Origin of the sequence: Psychromonas marina (genome assembly GCF_030161115.1) — a bacterium.
Classification (GTDB): Bacteria; Pseudomonadota; Gammaproteobacteria; order Enterobacterales; family Psychromonadaceae; genus Psychromonas; species Psychromonas marina.
In genome coordinates, this window is sequence record NZ_BSPQ01000015.1 from 37,364 (window position 1) to 57,159 (window position 19,796).

Here is a 19,796-nt window from a genome sequence, read left to right on the forward strand (position 1 = left end):
GATGTTCAATACAATTTAAAAATTACATTATTGGAATCAGTTAAACAGGTAAACAGGTAAAATAACAGAAAAGAGTGCTAAAAAATCATGCAAAACACCGATGAAAACACGATTCTTCGGTGCTTTTATTGCCGTGATGAACTAAGCACTCATTGCTAAACGCTGCGTACATTCCTTAAGTAAACTAATATTGGCTTGTCGTGCTTTGTGACTATCGCCGCTCATAATTGCATTATAAATAGCAGTATGGTCATGGATACACGTATCACCGTTGCCTGATGAATAGCTTATAAACTTTCTAAACATGGTCTCTAAGATATTTGCAAACGGCAGATAGAAATTATTACCTGTAGAAAGAAAAATTAATCGATGAAATTGTAAATCTGCTTCTGCCCAACGCTCTGCATCGAAGTTCTTAGATATTTCATCCATTTCTTGAAATATTGCTGATAATAAAACACGCTGCTCAGCAGTCGCATTAGTCGCAGCCAACGCGACAGCACCCGGTTCTATCGCTCTACGTAACGCTAAAAACTCTTGATAAACACGTTCATTATCACCTAAATCAGTTAACCATAATAATAATTGAGGATCTAAAAAGTTCCAACTTTCACGGCTTCTAACACGCGTGCCGACTTTCGGTTTAGACTCAAGTAAACCTTTTGAGGATAATAACTTAATGGCTTCACGTAATGCGGTACGACTTACCTTAAATTGCTCACATAACACCACTTCACTCGGGATAATTTTATCTTGTGGTAATTCAAAAGAAAGTATTTTACGTGCAATTTCACGTGCAACTTGTACGTGCAGGCTACGTTTCTCGCCTGCTATTTTTAAAAATGTATTGTTCATGATAGTCCTTTTAATAAAAACACCGACTAACGGGTTGTTAGTCGGTGTTTTGGTAATCTCTAAGTTACTTTATGATTTAGCCGCCAAGTAACTGAAATTACTTAAACTAATAAAGGCGCTAATCATTCCGTGTGTTGTAAAACTTTTTCATCATTGATTGCAGCGAACGTTCGTTTAGCGTTCACTTCTGTTGCACATAACATTTTCCAGTATTTAGGTAATACATTTAGCTCACCCGTTACTGTTACTGTTTCATTAAATACGATATCTGTTGCTGAGCGACCAATCATTATTTCAACGTCACCGGGTTCTACTACTCGACGATGTTTATTATCAGTAAAATTAAGCATATCAACAGGTAAAGAGAAGTTAACAATAGCTGTTTCGCCCGCTTTGATATTCGCCCTTACAAAGCCTTTTAATTCACGAATTGGTCTTACTAAAGAACATAATTTATCTTTTATGTATAACTGAACCACTTCGCAACCATCTACAGCACCGCTATTTTCAATCTCAACTGAAACATTAATCTCGCCATTAATATCCACAGAGTGCGCTTCAATTACCATTTTCTTATAATCAAAGTTGGTGTAGGTTAAACCGTAACCAAAGTTATATTTAGAACCAAAGTGATAAGCGATTGGTGTACCACCGCTCTTCAATTTGTGGTTATAGTAATAAGGCACTGCCCCTGCATTTTTAGGGATAGATAGTGTTAAACGACCTGATGGGGATGCTTTACCCGTTACAATGTCGATAATCGCATCTGCACCTTCTTGGCCTGGTGCCCAACCAAAAAGAACACCAGCGGCTTTTTCTTCTGCGCCATTTAAGTTATATGGACGTCCGCCTGTTACTAAAATAATAACCGGTTTACCGGTTGCGATTGCAGCATCAATAAGTTCTTGCTGTACGCCCGGTAGATCAAGGCTATCAGTATCTGAACCTTCACCAATGGTACCTGTTTGGAATAAACCCGCTAAATCCCCCACACACACTAATGCAATATCCGCATCGGCAACTAATCCTGCAGCGGCTGCAATTTGGCTTGTATCTTTTGATACTGGTGACTCTAATTGTTGCCCCATTGCCATATCAACATCACCCGGGAAAACCGGTGCGTTTGCATGACGCTCAGTTAATATTTCACAACCTTTGAGGTATGAAACATCAGCAAACTGATCTTTTACCGCTTCTAAAATTGTTTTTGATACTTTCGAATCATCATCCATGCTGCTCAAAATCAAATGGATTGGGAAACTATAACCGCCCAGCAGTGCAAGTTGATCATCTGCTGTTGGCCCTATAACGGCAATTTTTTGTGCCGTTCTCACAGGCAACGTACCATTATTTTCCATCAATACCACTGACTGAGAAGCCACTTGGTAAGCCACTTTTTTCGCTTCATCGGTCTGAAGTTGAATGTTATCTTCTTTACAGTACGGGTTTTCGAATAAACCTAATTCAAATTTCGTTTTTAATACACGTGATACAATTTCATCGATCTTATCTAATGAAATTAAGCCGCGCTCTATCGCTTCTTGAATGTGACTCGCACATGCATCATCTGGTAATTCGATATCTAAGCCAGCATTAAAAGAGAGTGCAGCGGCTTCTGTACTATCAGCAGCAATACCGTGGTGAGAAGCAAGTAAATCTACACCGCCGTAATCGGCTACAATCAAACCATCAAAGCCCCATTCATCACGTAAAACGGTTGTTAATAAATATTCAGAACTGTGGCAAGGTTCATTATCAATATCATGGTAAGCAGGCATAACTGAACCCGCATTACCTAGCTTAACAGCCATTTCAAAAGGCAACATGAACGTATCATTAAGCTCTTTAAAACCAAGATGAACAGGTGCATGGTTACGTGCGCCTTCACTAAATGAATGTCCAACATAATGTTTTAGCGTTGCTAATAAGTCACGTTTTTCAGTTTGTAGTCCTTTAACATAACTCGTTGCCAGTACACCAACATGGTACGGGTCTTCACCTAAGGTTTCCTCTGTGCGTCCCCAACGAACATCACGCGAAACATCAAGTACCGGCGCTAGACCATGATGAGCACCTACTTGGCGTACTTCTTCACCAATAATTTTACCCATCTCTTCAATTAATTCAGGATTCCATGTATGACCATAATTAAGTGACGATGGGAACAGTGTTGCCCCCTTAGCCATTAACCCGACCAAACATTCTTCATGCGACATAGCAGGGATACCCAAACGTGTTTCTTCTACTAAATATTTCTGTAAAAGATTAAGTGCTTTAACGCCCTCTTCTGCCGTAATGGTATGTGTACCAAGTGGTCGTGTAATTTGCCCTAAACCATGTTGTAAACGCTCTTTAATCGGTTTACGTGCTTCGCTAGAAGTCATCTCTAATTCGCGATCTTGATGATCACCTTCAGGATCCAAAATTAACCATTGTGCACCTAATTGTGCTATTTTTTCAGCCAACGTCATTTGACTCAGCAGGTCATCAAGTCTTTCTTGAACGCTATTATTCGGATTTTTATAAGTGCTCATATTATGCTTCTCAGTAGTAAATTAATAATGGGAGTAGCGTTAATATGAATGATTTGAAAAACTTAATATCCGATCTTGCGCACAGTTGCAAAATCACTAAACAGATCAACCAAATAACACAATTAAAATAAACTAAATTACAAATGAAAAAGCGTTTTAATAAGCTAATTTATTAAGAAATTGTTAAATTTTGTCGATATTTGCAGGGGGTATAATCAAATAACTTTTTATACACTTGATATAAATAGCTTTGACTTGGGTAACCACACTGTAATGCGATAGATTCTATCGACTCACTACTGCTTCTCAGTAGTTTTTTTGATTTACTAATTCGTAAATCAGATAAATATTGATGCACTGTCATCCCTTTATTCGCACTAAATCGTTTATCCAGCGTTTTTCGAGAGGTTTTACAAAAATCGACCACATGATTAACTTTTATATTGGTATGGAAATTATTATGTAAGAAATATAATGCATTGTTTACAATCTCATCCTGAGAGCTGTCTACCATCGTCGTATTTTCATTGAGCACATTTTTAGGCTGATATTTCTCATGCAATAATTTATTAAAGCGTTTTGCTTTAAGTAATACTTGTAAGCATTTTTTACCCAGCCGGTACGGATCAAGATAAATCGAGGTTAAAGGCACATCTGACAGATAGCATTCTGCGTCATCATAGTCAGTGCCAATAATCGATACTTGTCCCGGAATAGATATCTTATTACGCGTGCAAAAATCAACTAATTTTCTTGCAGATCGATCTGATGCACAATAAACACCGAGTGGAAACTGCTTTGTAGACACCGCGTTTTGTAAATTACTAACATAATTAAGATCGAGTAACGAAGCATGCTGTTTAAAATATAGATGGCGTTCTTTTGCCCAACCGGCATTCATTTCACTCGGGTCCATATAAAAGGTCACATTTTGAATATCGTTTTGAATGAACTGCCCTAATGCTAAGCAAGATAAATATTGATTATCATTCGTCACTGTTGAAACGGATTTAGGTGCATTTTCAATACGATAACTAGAATAAATAAGTACATGACACGTTAATTGTGAAATCACATCAAAACGATCGACTTTATCAAAATCAGCAATCACATAATCCCACTGTTGCGATAAGATATCCTCTGCATTCTCAATTGATTCAATATGAATCGAGAATTTAAACGGGCATTCATCCGCTTTAGATTTTATACCTTTCAACACTTCTCGGTCGTAATAGAACATCGTGTCGATCAATAACAATAACTTAATCATAAAGTGCTTTTCCATTAGCTAAAGTAAACTGGTAATAAAAGAGCAAAGAAGTGCTAAATAACATAAACAACTACTAATAAATAAAATTCTCTTTTTTATGATATCTAACATTTTTATGGCGATGCACATTACCTTAAATGTTAGAAACAAGTACCCTCCCCCCTTTTTTTGTTCTCTACGCCCCTTTTTGATTAACAACTTACTAAGGTGTTAATTGCACTGGCCGACACCAATAGAAAACTACAATTTTAAACAATAAAATCAAAGCAATAAGGTAATTAATTGAAAATAAAAAAGAACCTAAAAAAGCTAAAAAACCATTATAATTATTTGCATTTTAAATGACAAACATAAAATACACAGAACTTTATAAAAAAAGCAACCTCCCTTTGCCACCTCCCCAAAGCATTTCCTATCTATTTAACCTAAACGTGCCCTAGCTCGCAAAAATTCACCTGAAAATCATTACAAAACACACAAAATACACCTAAGCAACTGATTAAAGAGAGTTAGATGCTATTTTCCCGACAAGTATTATGATCGCACTCACACATACTAAATAACGTAAATACGTTACGAATTTAGACAAATTGATAAATGTTCGTAGCCGGAGAATAATGAATGCATACAATAATTCACCTGGAGTAACATTAAAATGAATACCATTAAGTTATCTATAAAGGAAAAAATTGGTTATGGCTTAGGCGATACCGGTTGTAATTTTGTTTGGCAAACGGTCATGCTATTTCTTGCTTATTTCTATACCGATATATATGGATTATCGCCAGCTCACATGGGAACAATGTTTCTTCTGGTTCGATTTATTGATGCAGTAACTGACCCATTAATGGGGTCGTTAGTTGACCGTACTAAAACAAAACATGGTCGTTACCGTCCTTATATCTTATGGATGGCAGTTCCCTTTGGCGTAGCATGTATGTGTGCTTTCTTTACACCAGACTTAGGTGAAACAGGTAAAATTGTTTACGCATATATTTCTTATATCTTCTTAACGCTGATGTATACAGCAATTAACGTTCCTTATTGTGCAATGGCTAATGCCATGACGAACTGCTCTAAAGAACGTACATCATTACAATCTTACCGTTTTGCATTAAGTACAGCCGGTGGTTTAGTGGTGGCAATGGTGGCATTACCCTTAGTTGATATTATTGGCCAAGGCGATGTTCAAAAAGGTTACCTAGGTGCGATGGCGGTGATGGGCGTAGGTGCAATTGCTCTGTTCTTTGTTTGTTTTGCAACAACGAAAGAGCGTATCACACCAGAAGAAACTGAAGTAAAACAGTCTGTATGGAAAGACCTTGGTTTACTGATGAAAAACAACCAGTGGCGCGTACTGTTCATCGTCAACGTTGTACTGTTAACGGGTGTCGTGCTTAAAGGCGCAACAACAATGTATTACGTTAACGTCGTAATGGACCGCCCAGATTTAGCCACTATGTTCATGGTTGTGTGCATGGTAGCAAGCATTGTTGGTGCAATGGCGTCAGCGCCTTTATTAGGAAAATACAACAAACCAACCGTTTACCGCATCTTAATTGTATTGTCTGGCCTGTTATGTGCGGCGCTGTATTTTGTCGACCCATCAAACCTTACCATGGTCTTTGCATTAGCTATTGCACTGAGTTTGGTACAAATGAGTACGACGCCTATTCTATGGAGCATGATGTCTGATGTGGTTGATCACGAGAAAACTCGTAGTAATCGCTCACTAAGCGGCATGGTATTTTCAACGAACCTGTTTGCAATTAAATTAGGTATTGCGATTGGTGGTGCATCGGTCGGCTGGATCCTTGCTTACTCTGGTTATGTGGGTGGCTCTCCTGTTCAGTCAGATGAAGCTGTACATGCAATCAACCTGCTATTTACTGTTATTCCAGGTGTGATGTACGCATCACTCGCTATCATTATGATGTTCTACAAACTGGATAATGCCCAATTAGATAAAATCAAAGCACTGCTTGCACTTGATGCTAAAAAAAATGAAGGTGTTAAACCTTTAGCACACAATGTAGAACTTGGATAAAAAGTACCTATTAAGAACAAGGACTGACCTGAGTCAGTCCAACCATTTTTCAGCGTTATCAATCATTACATCTATTGATAACGCAAACCAATACACTGATTGAGATAAAATAATGAATAATACGACTAGTAAAGAAACAACCACAGAAAATGAAGAAATCATAACGCAAGGTGTTGAAAGCACTAGTGCATTAAATGCAATATCAGAGCCGTTAGTGACCCATATCTATACTGCCGATCCTTCTGCTCACGTATTTAAAAACAAAATTTATATCTACCCTTCTCACGATGTTGAGAATGATTTACCACTGGGTGACAATGGCGATCATTTTGATATGCGCGATTACCACGTCATTTCACTAGACAAGCCACATGGTAAAGCGACAGACCATGGTAACGCACTCGATGTTAAAGATGTAAAATGGGCAGAACGCCAAATGTGGGCACCCGATGCCGCTGAAAAAGATGGTAAGTATTACCTGTATTTCCCAGCAAAAAACTACCAAGGTATTTTCCATATTGGGGTTGCAGTAGGCGAACAACCTGAAGGTCCTTTCGTACCAGAGGATACGCACATCGCTGGCTCATTTAGTATTGACCCTGCCGTTTATCAAGATGACGACAATCAATATTACCTGCTGTTTGGTGGCATATCGGGCGGACAATTGCAGAATTGGCGAGAGGGTGAATTTGGTGAAGAAGTTTACCCAGCTGATAATGAAGCCGCATTAAAACCTATTATTGCTAAACTTGCAGATAACATGGTTGATCTCGCAGAAGCACCACTAGAGATTGATATTTTAGATGAAAATGGGGATTTATTATTAGCGGGTGATATTGATCGCCGTTATTTTGAAGGCCCTTGGATGCATAAACATAATGGCATCTATTACTTCTCTTACTCTACCGGTGATAGCCACAAAATTGTCTACGCAACCAGTGATTCACCATACGGTCCATTTAATTATCAAGGCGTTATTCTGGAGCCTGTTATTGGCTGGACGACACATCACTCAATTGCAAAATTTGAAGGTAAATGGTATCTGTTTTACCATGATAGTTCACTTTCTGGTGGTCAAACACACCTAAGAAATATCAAGATGACGGAGTTAACACACAACGATGATAACTCGATTGCAACCATTACTCCCTACTTAGAAAACACTAAGTAAAACAAAACTTAAAGGGTGAGTTAATACTCACCCTTTTATTACCCTCTCGGCTTCTATTTTCATAAAATAATATTGTATAAACCTCGAATTAAAATAATACGTTAACGTCCCCTCTGTGTTTTTATCTTCCAAAATCACCTTACCTCTTTCAGCTTTAAAACAACCTATTTATTGTCTATTTTTCTCTTTTCTGCGCGATATCACAGCCATGTATAAAAGGGAAAATATATAACTGTAAGTATTAAAAAAAACAAAGATAAACGATATCCATTAACGCATAGTGAACACAAGTTAACACATTGAATATTAACGATTAATCAACAATTAATTAAATAAAATCAAGTCGATTTAAAGTAACTTAATAACCTAATAAACATAAAATAATAAGGATTAAAAATGAAAAAGGTACTCTTACCAACACTCGTATCGATGGCATTATTTGGCTGTGCTAGCTCCCCAATGACAGAGCAACAACAGGCTCAGAAAGCACCGGATATGCCACTGAAATATCTTGCGAATCAAATTAATCTTGGTATTGGTGCGGCATTAGAGACGGCGCATTTACAAGATCCGTTATTTAAACAAACGCTGATTAGAGAATTTTCACAAATTACGCCTGAAAATGAGATGAAATTCATGTATCTACAGCCTGAACAAAATCGTTTTGATTTTAGTAAAGGGGATCAGTTAGTCGATTTTGCAGTTGAAAATGATATGACAGTAAAAGGACATGCCCTTGTTTGGCATATTCAAAACCCGCAATGGTTAGAAGAGGGTGAATGGTCAAAACAAGAGTTAAAAGATATTTTAGAAAATCATATTAAAACCGTCGTTGGTCATTACCGCGGAAAAATAGCTTACTGGGATGTCGTCAATGAAGCATTTGATGATAATGGATTATTCAGAGACACATTGTGGTATCGCACGTTAGGCGAAGAATACATTGAAATGGCATTTCGTTGGGCACATGAAGCCGATCCTGACGCCCTTCTCCATTATAACGATTACTCTACAGAGGGAATGAATACTAAATCGAATGCCGTTTATCGCCACCTAAAAACATTAATTGAGAAAGGTGTTCCTATTCATGGCGTTGGTACGCAGTTACATTTAACGGGTGATCACCCTGTTAATGATGCAAGAATAGCGCGTAATATAGAGCGTTTATCTGAGCTTGGATTAGATATTCATTTCACAGAAATAGATGTGCGTATCCGCGACAGTAACGATGATAGTGACCTGCAAGATCAAGCACAACGTTATGAAAGACTAACTCAACTCGCTGCCTATTACCCTGAAGTTGACTTAATAACTACCTGGGGGGTAAGTGATAAATATTCGTGGATACCAAGTTGGTTTAAAGGTTATGGGCGCGCATTAATGTTTGATGAAAGCTACCAACCTAAACCCGCATACCATGCAGTCCAAAATGTATTAAACGAGGCTGCAACGGGCAATTTTAGTTATCAACCCGCTATCGAATCTAACGGTCTTAAACGCAGCATACAACCATTTAACGCGAGACAATTAACCTCGGATAAATTTGATGCCGCTAACGTAGTGTATTACCCCTTTGCTTACAATCAATTGAATAACAAAGATCAAACCTTGCCCGAACGCCATACCATCGATGGAAAATGGGCAGTTGGGTACCACATGAATAAGTTAGTAGGACAAGTAATACGCAATGATAAGCACACTGTTATTGACCATCAAGAAAGCCATGAGAATGATAACGTTGAAGTATTTGTTCGCTTAGGTGATGACTTTTGGCAATTTAGAGCGATCGTCGGGCAGGACTTCTCTCCTATTGGATTTCCTGGAAAAGCAACGGGCACATGGAATGCTGATGGCAGCGTCTTTGATTTCACTGTTGAGTTCGATGATTATAAAGATTTAGTTGGCGAAACTATCGGCTTTAATATTGCATTATCTGATAACGATAGTGAGCAAAAAAACGGTACTCGTCACGCCCAACTGTATCCCTTAAGTGGCAATAATATTGGCTGGCAAGGAGAAGAATTTGGCGAATTATTTATGAATGGTCAAAATGCTGTTATCTCCCCTATTCCCGTTGCTAACCCACCAGCATTTAAACTAACTACGTTAGATAGTACACCAGATTCAGCGCAGGAGGTTTGGGATCAAGGCTACCGCTACTCACTCGCTTTTAATCAGCTAAACCAGAAAGATATGACCGTCGATAGTGCAGATAATTTCTCTGGCAACTGGTCTGTCGCATATCACGAAAACTGGCTATACGGTGTGGTTAACCGCATTGATGAGGTGACAGTCACAGACCTTGAATCATCTTATCAAAATGATAATGTTGAAATTTTTATTCAGCAGGATGATGAAGGTGCAATGACTCATTTCCGTACTGTTGTTGGTCAAGATTTTGAGCGTACAGGTCATGTGGGGGGGTATAAAGCACAGTGGAATGAAGCTGGGACGCAATTATTTTTTGCCATTGAGTTAGATTCTGCACTTAAACGTGGTGATCAGCTTAAGTGGAATATCGCCCTAGCAGGTAATGATGGTACCCAAAGAAAATACCAACTTTACCCTATTCCAGGGAGTAATATTGCTTATTTAGGTGAAGAGCTTACTAAATTACAGGTTGAATAATCACAACTAGCTAGTAATCATAAACACTCTGGCTAATATCACCATATTCAGACTAAGGAGAGCATTCGCTCTCCTTTTTTAATGAGCTTACAATAAGCCACACATAAAAAACCCAAACAATTAAAAGGATAAAATGTGAGTTAACACTCACATCATAATTTATTTCAATTTATTATACTGAATTGTTCCCTCCCTTTTTATCTCACTGTCTACCGTCTTGCGCATCTTCACAATTATGATTTTGCGGGAAAATACATAACTTAGTTTATTAAATAAAGGAAAGAAAAAAACAGGCGCGTGGCTCATAGTGAAATTGTCGTTAAAGCTTGGTAATTACCTACAAAATAACTGCCTAATAAGTAATTATTTACAAGCGCTATCAATTAGTTCAATGAATTTACTAATAAAAAACACAAGGAATAATAATGAAAAAAGTACTCTTACCAACATTGGTCACAGTGGCATTATTTGGATGTGCTAATACACAAGATGAAAAAGTAGTTGTCCAAGAAACAGCACCTGAAAGTGCTGGGATGCCACTTAAATATTTAGCCAATCAAGTTAACCTTGGTATTGGTGCTGCATTAGAAACAAGACATTTACAGGATCCGCAATTCAAAGAAACATTGATCAGAGAGTTCTCACAGATCACACCTGAAAATGAAATGAAGTTCATGTATGTACACCCTGAAAAAGATCGCTTTGATTTTAGCAAAGGTGACCAACTGGTCGATTTTGCAATGGAAAACAACATGGAGGTCAAAGGTCATGCACTGGTTTGGCATATCCAAAACCCTAAATGGTTAGAAGATGGAAATTGGTCAAAACAAGAACTGAAAGATATCCTAGAAAATCACATTAAAACCGTTGTTGGTCATTACAAAGGAAAATTAGCTTATTGGGATGTGGTGAACGAAGCATTTGATGACAATGGTGGTTTCAGAGAAACACTTTGGTATAAAACATTAGGTGAAGAGTACATTGAGCTTGCATTCCGTTGGGCACATGAAGCGGATCCAGATGCGATCTTATTCTATAACGATTACTCAACTGAGGGTATGTCGTCAAAATCAAATGCCGTTTATCGACACATTAAAGCCTTAATTGAAAAAGGTGTACCGATTCATGGTGTAGGCACTCAATTACATTTAACAGCCGAAAACCCAATCAGCGATTCAGCCATCGCACGTAATATTGAACGCCTTGCCGATCTTGACTTGAGTGTTCATTTCACTGAGATAGACGTGCGAATTCGTAACAGTGAAGATGGTTTAGACAATCAAGCTAAACGTTATGGAAAATTGATGAAATTAGCGGCATTTTACCCTGAAGTGGACTTGTTCACTACCTGGGGTATCAGTGATAAATATTCATGGATACCAGGTTGGTTTGATGGTTACGGCCGTGCATTAATGTTTGATGAGAATTACCAAACAAAACCTGCATACAAAACAGTGCAAGGCATATTAACTGACGCGGTAACAGGTAACTTTAGTTACGAGCCAGTGACAGATCTAAGTAAAGTACAGCGCTATGTACAAGCCTTTAATGCAAAAGAGTTAACATCAACTAAATTCGATGCAAGTAAAGCGGTTTTTTATCCATTTGCATTTAACCAATTAAACGGAAAAAACCAAGCATTAACGCCAGAGCAACGTAACTCAATAGACGGGAAATGGGCTGTTTCGTACTACAAAAACAAATTAATTGGCCAAGTTATTCGTAAGGATAATGTCACTTACATCGATAATGCACAGGCACATGAAAATGACAATATTGAATTATTCATCCGTATCGGAGAACAATTCTGGCAGTTTAGATCTCTTGTTGGTCAAGACTTTGCACCGCTAGGCTTCCCAGGTAAAGCAACCGGAGAATGGAGCGCAGATGGCAGTGTTTTCAACTTCACAGTTGAGCTATCTGAATACGATGATTTAGTGGGTGAAACATTTGGTTTCAATATTGCGTTAGCAGATAACGATGGTACTAACCGTACTGCACAACTTTACCCATTAACAGGCAGCAATACTGGCTGGCAAGGTGAAGAGTTTGGTGAAATATTCATGAATGGTCAAAATGCAGTTGTTGCATCAATACCTGTTTCTACGCCACCAGCCTTTAGAGCGGCAAAACTCAGTAGCGCACCGACTTCAGCACAGGATGTTTTAGACCAAAGTTACGAATATTCATTGTCATACAATCAGTTAAACCAAAGCGATATGTCAGTAGCAGACCACCAAGATATCTCAGGAAGCTGGGCTGTTGGCTACCATGAGAACTGGCTATACGGTGTTGTTAATCGTGTAGACGATACAACGGTTACCTCAATGGCACAAACTTACCAAAACGATAATGTTGAAGTGTTTGTACAACAAGGTGAAAAGGCAATGACACAGTTCCGTAGTGTGGTAGGTAAAGACTTTGAAAAAATAGGTTATACCGGTCAATACAATGCCCAATGGAACGATGAGGGAACACAGCTTTTCTTTGCTATTGAATTAAGCGCAGCACTTAAAAATGGTGAATCAATCGCGTGGAATATTGCCCTTGCGGATAATGATGATGGCACAACAAGAAAACATCAACTTTACCCAGTACCGGGTAGTAACATCTCTTACTTAGGCGAAGAGTTAACTAAATTAATCGCTGAATAGAAACGATTAAAAGCTCCCCTCTATCCTATAAGGGGAATTAAACAGGACTTTAAGGGATGAAATTTAGCGATTTCATCCCTTTTTTATTGCTGTTTTTTGTGTTCTCATAAAAACAGATAAGGTATTTAAATCTAACACTGATCACATTCGAAATTTCACCCAAAAAGGAAAGTTAATGGATATTCATAAGTGGGCTGAAAAAGCGATGTTGATGGATGATGAGGCATGGAATAGGCATGCTAATCCCTGGAGTGTCTACTCACGTTTTACCACCTTACCATTAATATCGTTGGCCTTTTGGTCACGAGAGTGGATTGATATTTACTCTGTTTTATTGATTGCGCTTTCTTTTCTCTGGGTTTGGGTAAATCCTCGCTTATTCAGTGTACCTAAAAGTACTAACAACTGGGCATCAATGGGCACGTTTGGAGAGCGAATATACCTAAATAGGCACAATCAAGAGATCCCGATTCATCACCTTAAAACCTGTCGAGTGCTGCAATCCCTCTCAGCAATCGGCCTGCCCTTTTTTGTGTATGGGCTTTACGCATTAGATATTGGGATTTTGATACTAGGCAATCTCTGGATAATGATATTTAAAGCCTGGTTCGTAGATCGCATGGTTTGGTTGTATATGGAGATGAAAGAATCAAATCCATGATACCAACAATGGTTTAAAACATAACAGGATGACACCGATATGGTATAGCTATCCTTTTTCACAGGTTAAGGATATAGAAAAGAAAATGCCTCGCTATTAACGAGGCATTTTTATTTACAGTAAAAAAACATTATCAATATAAAGCGCTTAGTGCTCTAAATATTCCAAATAATCAAAGTCAGCATGGGCTTTCTGTCCTGTGATATCAGCGGCAAACAGCGCAACAAAGCTCCCAGTGAAACGGAAAATATCAGGGCCGCCCTCATCGGATAAAGGCGTGCTATTTAATGCAGGACCGATGCTACGCCATGTTTTACCATCTAACGAGTAACTGTATTTATACCATTGTTTATCAAGGGTCAGGCGCATATAGACACTACATGCATCACCAATACCTACCTCTTGTGAATATTCACCATACTCATCATTAATATTGCCAACGACTTGTAGGACACGTTCACCTTCATCATTAGCGGTCATTTTCAAGAAGTAATGCCCATTTCTTGCATAATAAGCACACAAGCCAGCCATTTGATAAGGTGTTTCAGGTCTAAACTCCATCTTCGTTTCAGCACGGGCAGAGTGCGACTGGAAACGTCGTGCGATTAGGCTTTGCTCATAACGTGAAGAGAGGTAATGACGCCCTTTTAAGCGTAGGTGGCCTGGACGTTCTGTCAACGATACCCAGTCTTCATTAACGGGCTCACGTAAGGTCTGATAATCAAGGCGCAGTGTCTTGCTACCAAAATCATCAAGCCCATCTTCAGCAGGCCAAGGAGATAACGGTAAGTTAGGCGCTTCGACTTCAAGCACCGGTGTTTTACCTGTTGTAACGTATGGCCAATCATCTTGCCAATGTGCTTTTTGCAGTGCGGTTTCACGCCCTAAAATAGAAAAATGATTATTATAGTCAGGCATGAATTGATAACCCTCAGGGTTGGTAATACCGCGTCCGCATAGATGACTTAGGTACCATTCACCATTTTGAGTTTCCACAAGAAAGCCATGACCTGCACGTGAAAGAGGTGCGCCTTCCTGAAAACGGCTGGTCAAGATAGGATTATCAGGATGCACTTCATAAGGACCAGCAATATCTTTAGCGCGACATACCGTCACAGCATGATCCATTGCTGTACCACCTTCAGCGGTAATCAAATAATAATAGCCATCCTTTTTAAGCATTTGCGGCCCTTCAGTACAGCCAAGTGCAGTCCCCGCAAAAATGTTTTTCGCTTTGCCGACTAACTTACCTGCATCTGCATCAAATTCCTGCAGTACAATACCACCAAAGTAGTTTTTATTTGCTCGGCCATCCCAGACCATATTGAGCATATATTTTTTGCCATCATCATCGTGAAATAAAGAGGGATCAAACCCATAGTTACCAATGGATACCGGATCACTCCAAGGTCCCTCAGGATGATCAGCGGTGACCACAAAGCTTGGGGTTGCCATCCAATTACCACCACGACAGGCATGTACATTAGAAAAGCATAACCAATATTTTCCATCAGAATAAGTAAGCGCAGGCGCATAAACCCCTTCTGAATTATCCATACCTTTCATATCGAGCTGAGAAGTACGTGTTAATGCATGGCTAATCAAACGCCAATTAAGCAAATCTTTTGAGTGATGAATTTGTATACCCGGAAACCATTCAAAGGTCGATGTTGCAATGTAATAATCATCGCCAACTCGAATGATAGAAGGATCAGGATTGAAGCCTTTTAATACAGGATTTATTATCTTATGCGTCATAGTTGGTCTCGATTAGACTCCGCTTATTTTTAATGAAAAAGTACAATAAATGCTGGAGTGGGTTAAAGAATCTATTAATTAACCACTATATTTTACTGTTTAACCTATCAATTCAATTATGAAATTTGATAGGTTAATTCCTCAATTTGTTTAATGTGTGTTATCTCTCGATAATAACGGCATCAATGAGTTAACTTCCAGCTTTTATTTTATGTAGTGCACCTTAGGCATTAACAATGGTTAAATTTTTCAACCAATGACGTTTACAATAACGGCTGAAACAAAGTGAAAACTTAATGATCTCTTCACTTAACATCATCATATACACATATTGAAAATCCCAGTTTAAGACAAAGGCTGCAATTGCCGTCAATGGCACACCCACCATCCACATCGAGATAAAGTCCATGCGTAAGCAGAATAAATTATCACCACCAGCACGTAAAATGCCATTAATGATGAGCATATTAAGCATGCGTAGCCACAACGCACAACACAGTACCAGTAAGGCAGGTGAGGCAAGTGGTGCTAATTCATCGCTACTTAAGTGCAACCAAGATAAAAGTTGATCCTGACCTTGTAATAGCAATAGACAAGTACCGACACCAACGACTAATACGATTTTAATGAAAAACGTCGACATCTGCTGTGCCTGTGCAAAATCGTCTTTACCCATCGCTTGCCCCAGCAATACAGAGCACGCGACAGAAAGCCCAAAAAACAGTGAATAGCACAATGACTCAAAAGGACCTAACAGGCTAAAAACGGCCAATTCGGTGGTGCCCATTTGCCCAAAAACGATTTGATAAGTGAGCGTTCCGCATGCCCACACCAAAGCACTTGCAGTAGAGGGGATCACTAATTTTTTATAGGAATGCCACAGCTTTTTTGAACGACTTAACACTAATGTCGTCGTGGTAAATAACCAGTGTTGTCGTCGATATAGCACCATAAAGATTAAGCCGACTTGTAATAGACGGGATAGTGTAGTCGCCAAAGCAGCACCTGCAACGCCCATTGCTGGCACACCAAATCCACCTTTAATAAGCCAAAAATTTAATGCTATGTTGATGAAGATGGTCACCGTCCCTAAACAGAGCGGTGTCATCGTATCCCCAGAAGAGCGCATCGCAGACTCTGAAATACTGATCATATGAGTAAGAATCAGTACCGGAAAACTGTACCAAAGGTAGGTAGCACCGAGCTCAATCACCTTCGTATCACTGGTTTGCAGCATCATGAGATAACTAGAAAACAGTGTCATTATCAGCGTTACTGGAATCAGTATTTTGATACCGCAATGCAGCGCTAGCATGGTAATTGTCTTTGCAGAACTACGATCGTTTTTCCCCCAATACTGCGCCACTAATATCCCATTTGCCGATGACATGCCCGCGATAATCATCACAGCAACAAACTGCCACTTTGAGGCGATTCCAACAGATGCCGTTGCTTCTTTACCAAAATCACTCACCATTAGCACATCAGCAATAGCCAGTATTGCCACTAATGCACTTTGAATTGCAACGGGGATGGCTAACTTAGCAACCTTAGACAACAGCCCATTAGGTATAGCGTTATTGGTTTCGTTCTGATAAGTTTTAACGTTCATATTAGTTCCTCAATTTAGAAGCGAACTATAGGTGCATAAAGGCCATAAAAAAATGTTCAAAAACAGAGAAAACCTGTGCGAATCCGTCATTGAATAAATGAAACCGATTACAGAGTGGCATGACAAGGTGTATTTATCTGATGCCTGTAAAGAGCTGTTCCTTACTACGTCTGATATTCCTGAATTGCATCAGGAAGGTTTTTTTATGGCAGGTATAGCAGAGCTAAAAGAGGGTTATCATGTAGAGCGTAAAGGTGTTGATATACACACGTTACTGTTTACTTTAGAAGGTAGCGGCATTTTAACCACAGGGGATCGTGTCGAACTCATCAAACCTAATACGCTGTTAGTGCTTCCAGCTCATATCCCCTTTCGATTCGAACTGAACCCAGACGAAGATGATTGGAAAATGGTGTGGCTACTCCCTTTAGTCATCGAAAAATGGGAAAACCTAGCGGCATTAGGGCAAACAATTTTACCCTACCATCAATGCAAAAAAATATGGTCTCTCACCAATTTAATTCATGATGAGATTAACGGTAAAAGTACCTTTCGCCACTTGCTTGTCAGTGAGCTCAAGGTGATGCTAAGTGGTGTAGAGTCAACGTCCACCCGTTCAGTATCACGCGTGCATACGCTATTTAATGATATAGAAAGCCAATTGCACTTACCCTGGACAGTTAAAGAGATGGCAGCACAATGCTTTATTAGTGAAGAACAACTCAACCGAATAACAAAAAAACTTTATGGTATGTCTCCCAGAAGCCGACTAATTGATTTACGTATGGAGAAAGCAGCGGATCTATTACGCCACCGAGAATGGACAATTTCAATGATTGCACAACGTTTAGGTTATAAAGATCCCTATAATTTCAGTCATCGTTTTAGAAAGAATTTTGGTTGCTCTCCAAGTCGTTACCGAAAAAATATCATTGCCGAACAAAAATAATAAACACAGAAAATAATAGTAAGTACTCACTAAGAGCAAAAGTTTCGTATGATAAGCATACAATGCGCCAACATATATTTTTTGTCACATCTTTATCTAGTTTCAAGAGTATGGTTTCGCTCACAAAATCAGTAGATACCATCAACAGAAAGCACTTTTTTCAGCGTTAAAGCATGATTTAAACGTGATAGGCGTTAATATTCTTTAAATTAATAAATTCGACTTTTAGAATCAGCGTTGGGCGCGATATCTTGCATCATAAAAGGATCACCATAAGCAGATAATGTTCTCTTTTTAGCTCCTTAGCTATAAGCCCCTCCCTATAAAAGCCTCTTAACTTTTTGCCTTGTTTACTACCGACAATCAGAATTAATGAGAAGTGATGAACATGAAAAGAAACTATCGTATTACATTGTTATTCAATGCCAACAAAGCTTACGACCGACAAATTATTAAAGGGATTGGAGAGTACCTGCAAGCAACACAATGTAATTGGGATATTTTTTTCGAAGAGGATTTTTGTACTCACCTTGATAACATTCAAGAATGGGTTGGCGATGGTATTATTGCTGATTTGGATAATCCTGAAATAGAACAGTTATTATCTCGCTTAAACATTCCAGTGGTCGGTATTGGTAGCTCCTATGAAGATGAAAGCAAATACCCTGATATTCCTTATGTCGCGACTGATAACAGAAGCTTGATCAATACCGCCTTTGAGCATTTAAAGGACAAAGGGCTAGAAAATTTCGCTTTTTACGGTTTACCAGAAAGTCATTCGACGCGCTGGGCAAGCGAACGAGAAAAAGTATTCAATCATATTATTGAAAGTGAAGATTACAACGGTTCTGTTTACCGTGGGCACCGTACCACACCCAAAACATGGCAATCAGATATGGGTTGTTTAGCAGAATGGTTAGAAAGTTTACCCACTCCGATTGGTATTATTGCAGTCACCGATGCACGTGCGCGTCATCTTCTTCAGCAATGCGAACACCTTAATTTAATGATACCGGATCAGGTTGCTATCATCGGTATCGATAACGAAGAGCTCACTAATTACCTGACCAATGTATCATTAAGTACTGTGGCACAAGGTTGTACAAAGATGGGCTATTCGGCAGCAAAAATACTGCATAAACAGCTATTAGCGTTAAGTAATACGGATAAACCAGCGGCACAACAAAAGTCTTTTGCAACGCGAATTATTGTCCCTGCAGCAGAAGTATTTAGCCGTCAAAGCAGTGATTTTCAAGCAGTTAAAGACCCCTATGTCATTAAAGCGATGCACTACATTCGTAATAATGCCTTTAATGGGATTAAGGTTGAACAGGTATTAGATGCGTTGACTATTTCACGATCTAATTTGGAAACGCGTTTTAAAGAGGAGCGAGGACATTCGGTGCATCAAGAGATTCACAGCTCAAAATTGAAACGTGCCTGTGAACTGCTCGCATCAACCAATATTCCAATTGCAGAGATTCCAACCCTGTGTGGTTATCCTTCATTGCAATATATGTATACAGTATTTAAAAAAGATATCAAAATCACCCCCAAAGAATACCGTATCAATCAAACGCTATCTTTAATCGAATAACCTCAAAAGCGCGTAAAAAAAAGAGGACTGAAGTTAACTTCAATCCTCTTAAGCACTTTT

General features: G+C 38.9%; 12 protein-coding genes. 7 read left to right on the forward strand and 5 right to left on the reverse strand.

The window, feature by feature from the left end; genetic code table 11:
• Nucleotides 1-141: 141 nt before the first annotated feature.
• The 3 genes from QQK09_RS14325 to QQK09_RS14335 form a co-directional block, all read right to left on the reverse strand.
• Nucleotides 142-855, reverse strand: a complete 714-nt coding sequence (locus tag QQK09_RS14325; protein WP_284204849.1) for a FadR/GntR family transcriptional regulator — start codon at nucleotides 853-855, stop codon at nucleotides 142-144.
• Nucleotides 856-977: 122 nt separating this feature from the next.
• Nucleotides 978-3,389, reverse strand: a complete 2,412-nt coding sequence (locus QQK09_RS14330; protein WP_284204850.1) for a glycoside hydrolase family 3 N-terminal domain-containing protein — start codon at nucleotides 3,387-3,389, stop codon at nucleotides 978-980.
• 172 nt (nucleotides 3,390-3,561) lie between these two features.
• Nucleotides 3,562-4,659, reverse strand: a complete 1,098-nt coding sequence (locus tag QQK09_RS14335) for an AraC family transcriptional regulator (RefSeq protein WP_284204851.1) — start codon at nucleotides 4,657-4,659, stop codon at nucleotides 3,562-3,564.
• Between the two features lie 655 nt (nucleotides 4,660-5,314).
• Here QQK09_RS14335 and QQK09_RS14340 point away from each other — a divergent pair.
• The 5 genes from QQK09_RS14340 to QQK09_RS14360 all read left to right on the forward strand — a co-directional run bounded on the left by QQK09_RS14340 (nucleotide 5,315) and on the right by QQK09_RS14360 (nucleotide 13,820).
• Nucleotides 5,315-6,706, forward strand: coding sequence for a glycoside-pentoside-hexuronide (GPH):cation symporter (locus QQK09_RS14340; RefSeq protein ID WP_284204852.1), 1,392 nt, complete (start codon nucleotides 5,315-5,317; stop codon nucleotides 6,704-6,706).
• 112 nt (nucleotides 6,707-6,818) lie between these two features.
• Nucleotides 6,819-7,877, forward strand: a complete 1,059-nt coding sequence (locus QQK09_RS14345) for a glycoside hydrolase family 43 protein (protein ID WP_284204853.1) — start codon at nucleotides 6,819-6,821, stop codon at nucleotides 7,875-7,877.
• 396 nt (nucleotides 7,878-8,273) lie between these two features.
• A complete protein-coding gene (locus QQK09_RS14350) occupies nucleotides 8,274-10,505 on the forward strand; it encodes an endo-1,4-beta-xylanase (RefSeq protein WP_284204854.1) in 2,232 nt (743 codons plus the stop codon).
• A 425-nt stretch (nucleotides 10,506-10,930) separates the two neighbouring features.
• Nucleotides 10,931-13,159, forward strand: a complete 2,229-nt coding sequence (locus QQK09_RS14355; protein WP_284204855.1) for an endo-1,4-beta-xylanase — start codon at nucleotides 10,931-10,933, stop codon at nucleotides 13,157-13,159.
• Between the two features lie 175 nt (nucleotides 13,160-13,334).
• Nucleotides 13,335-13,820 carry a DUF6653 family protein gene (locus tag QQK09_RS14360; RefSeq protein WP_284204856.1) on the forward strand — a complete coding sequence of 162 codons (486 nt, stop codon included), beginning with the start codon at nucleotides 13,335-13,337 and terminating at the stop codon, nucleotides 13,818-13,820.
• Between the two features lie 147 nt (nucleotides 13,821-13,967).
• Here QQK09_RS14360 and QQK09_RS14365 read toward each other — a convergent pair whose 3' ends face one another.
• Together QQK09_RS14365 and QQK09_RS14370 are read right to left on the reverse strand one after the other, a co-directional pair.
• On the reverse strand, nucleotides 13,968-15,578 hold the full coding sequence (locus QQK09_RS14365) for a glycoside hydrolase family 43 protein (RefSeq protein WP_284204857.1): 1,611 nt from the start codon (nucleotides 15,576-15,578) through the stop codon (nucleotides 13,968-13,970).
• Nucleotides 15,579-15,801: 223 nt separating this feature from the next.
• Nucleotides 15,802-17,190 (reverse strand): MATE family efflux transporter, encoded by a 1,389-nt coding sequence (locus QQK09_RS14370; RefSeq protein WP_284204858.1) that lies wholly within the window; start codon nucleotides 17,188-17,190, stop codon nucleotides 15,802-15,804.
• Nucleotides 17,191-17,287: 97 nt separating this feature from the next.
• Between QQK09_RS14370 and QQK09_RS14375 the strand changes: the two genes are divergently transcribed.
• Both QQK09_RS14375 and QQK09_RS14380 read left to right on the forward strand, forming a co-directional pair.
• Nucleotides 17,288-18,139: an AraC family transcriptional regulator gene (locus QQK09_RS14375; protein WP_284204859.1), complete on the forward strand. Its 852-nt coding sequence runs from the start codon at nucleotides 17,288-17,290 to the stop codon at nucleotides 18,137-18,139.
• A 388-nt stretch (nucleotides 18,140-18,527) separates the two neighbouring features.
• Nucleotides 18,528-19,736 carry a XylR family transcriptional regulator gene (locus QQK09_RS14380; protein WP_284204860.1) on the forward strand — a complete coding sequence of 403 codons (1,209 nt, stop codon included), beginning with the start codon at nucleotides 18,528-18,530 and terminating at the stop codon, nucleotides 19,734-19,736.
• The last annotated feature ends 60 nt before the right edge of the window (nucleotides 19,737-19,796 follow it).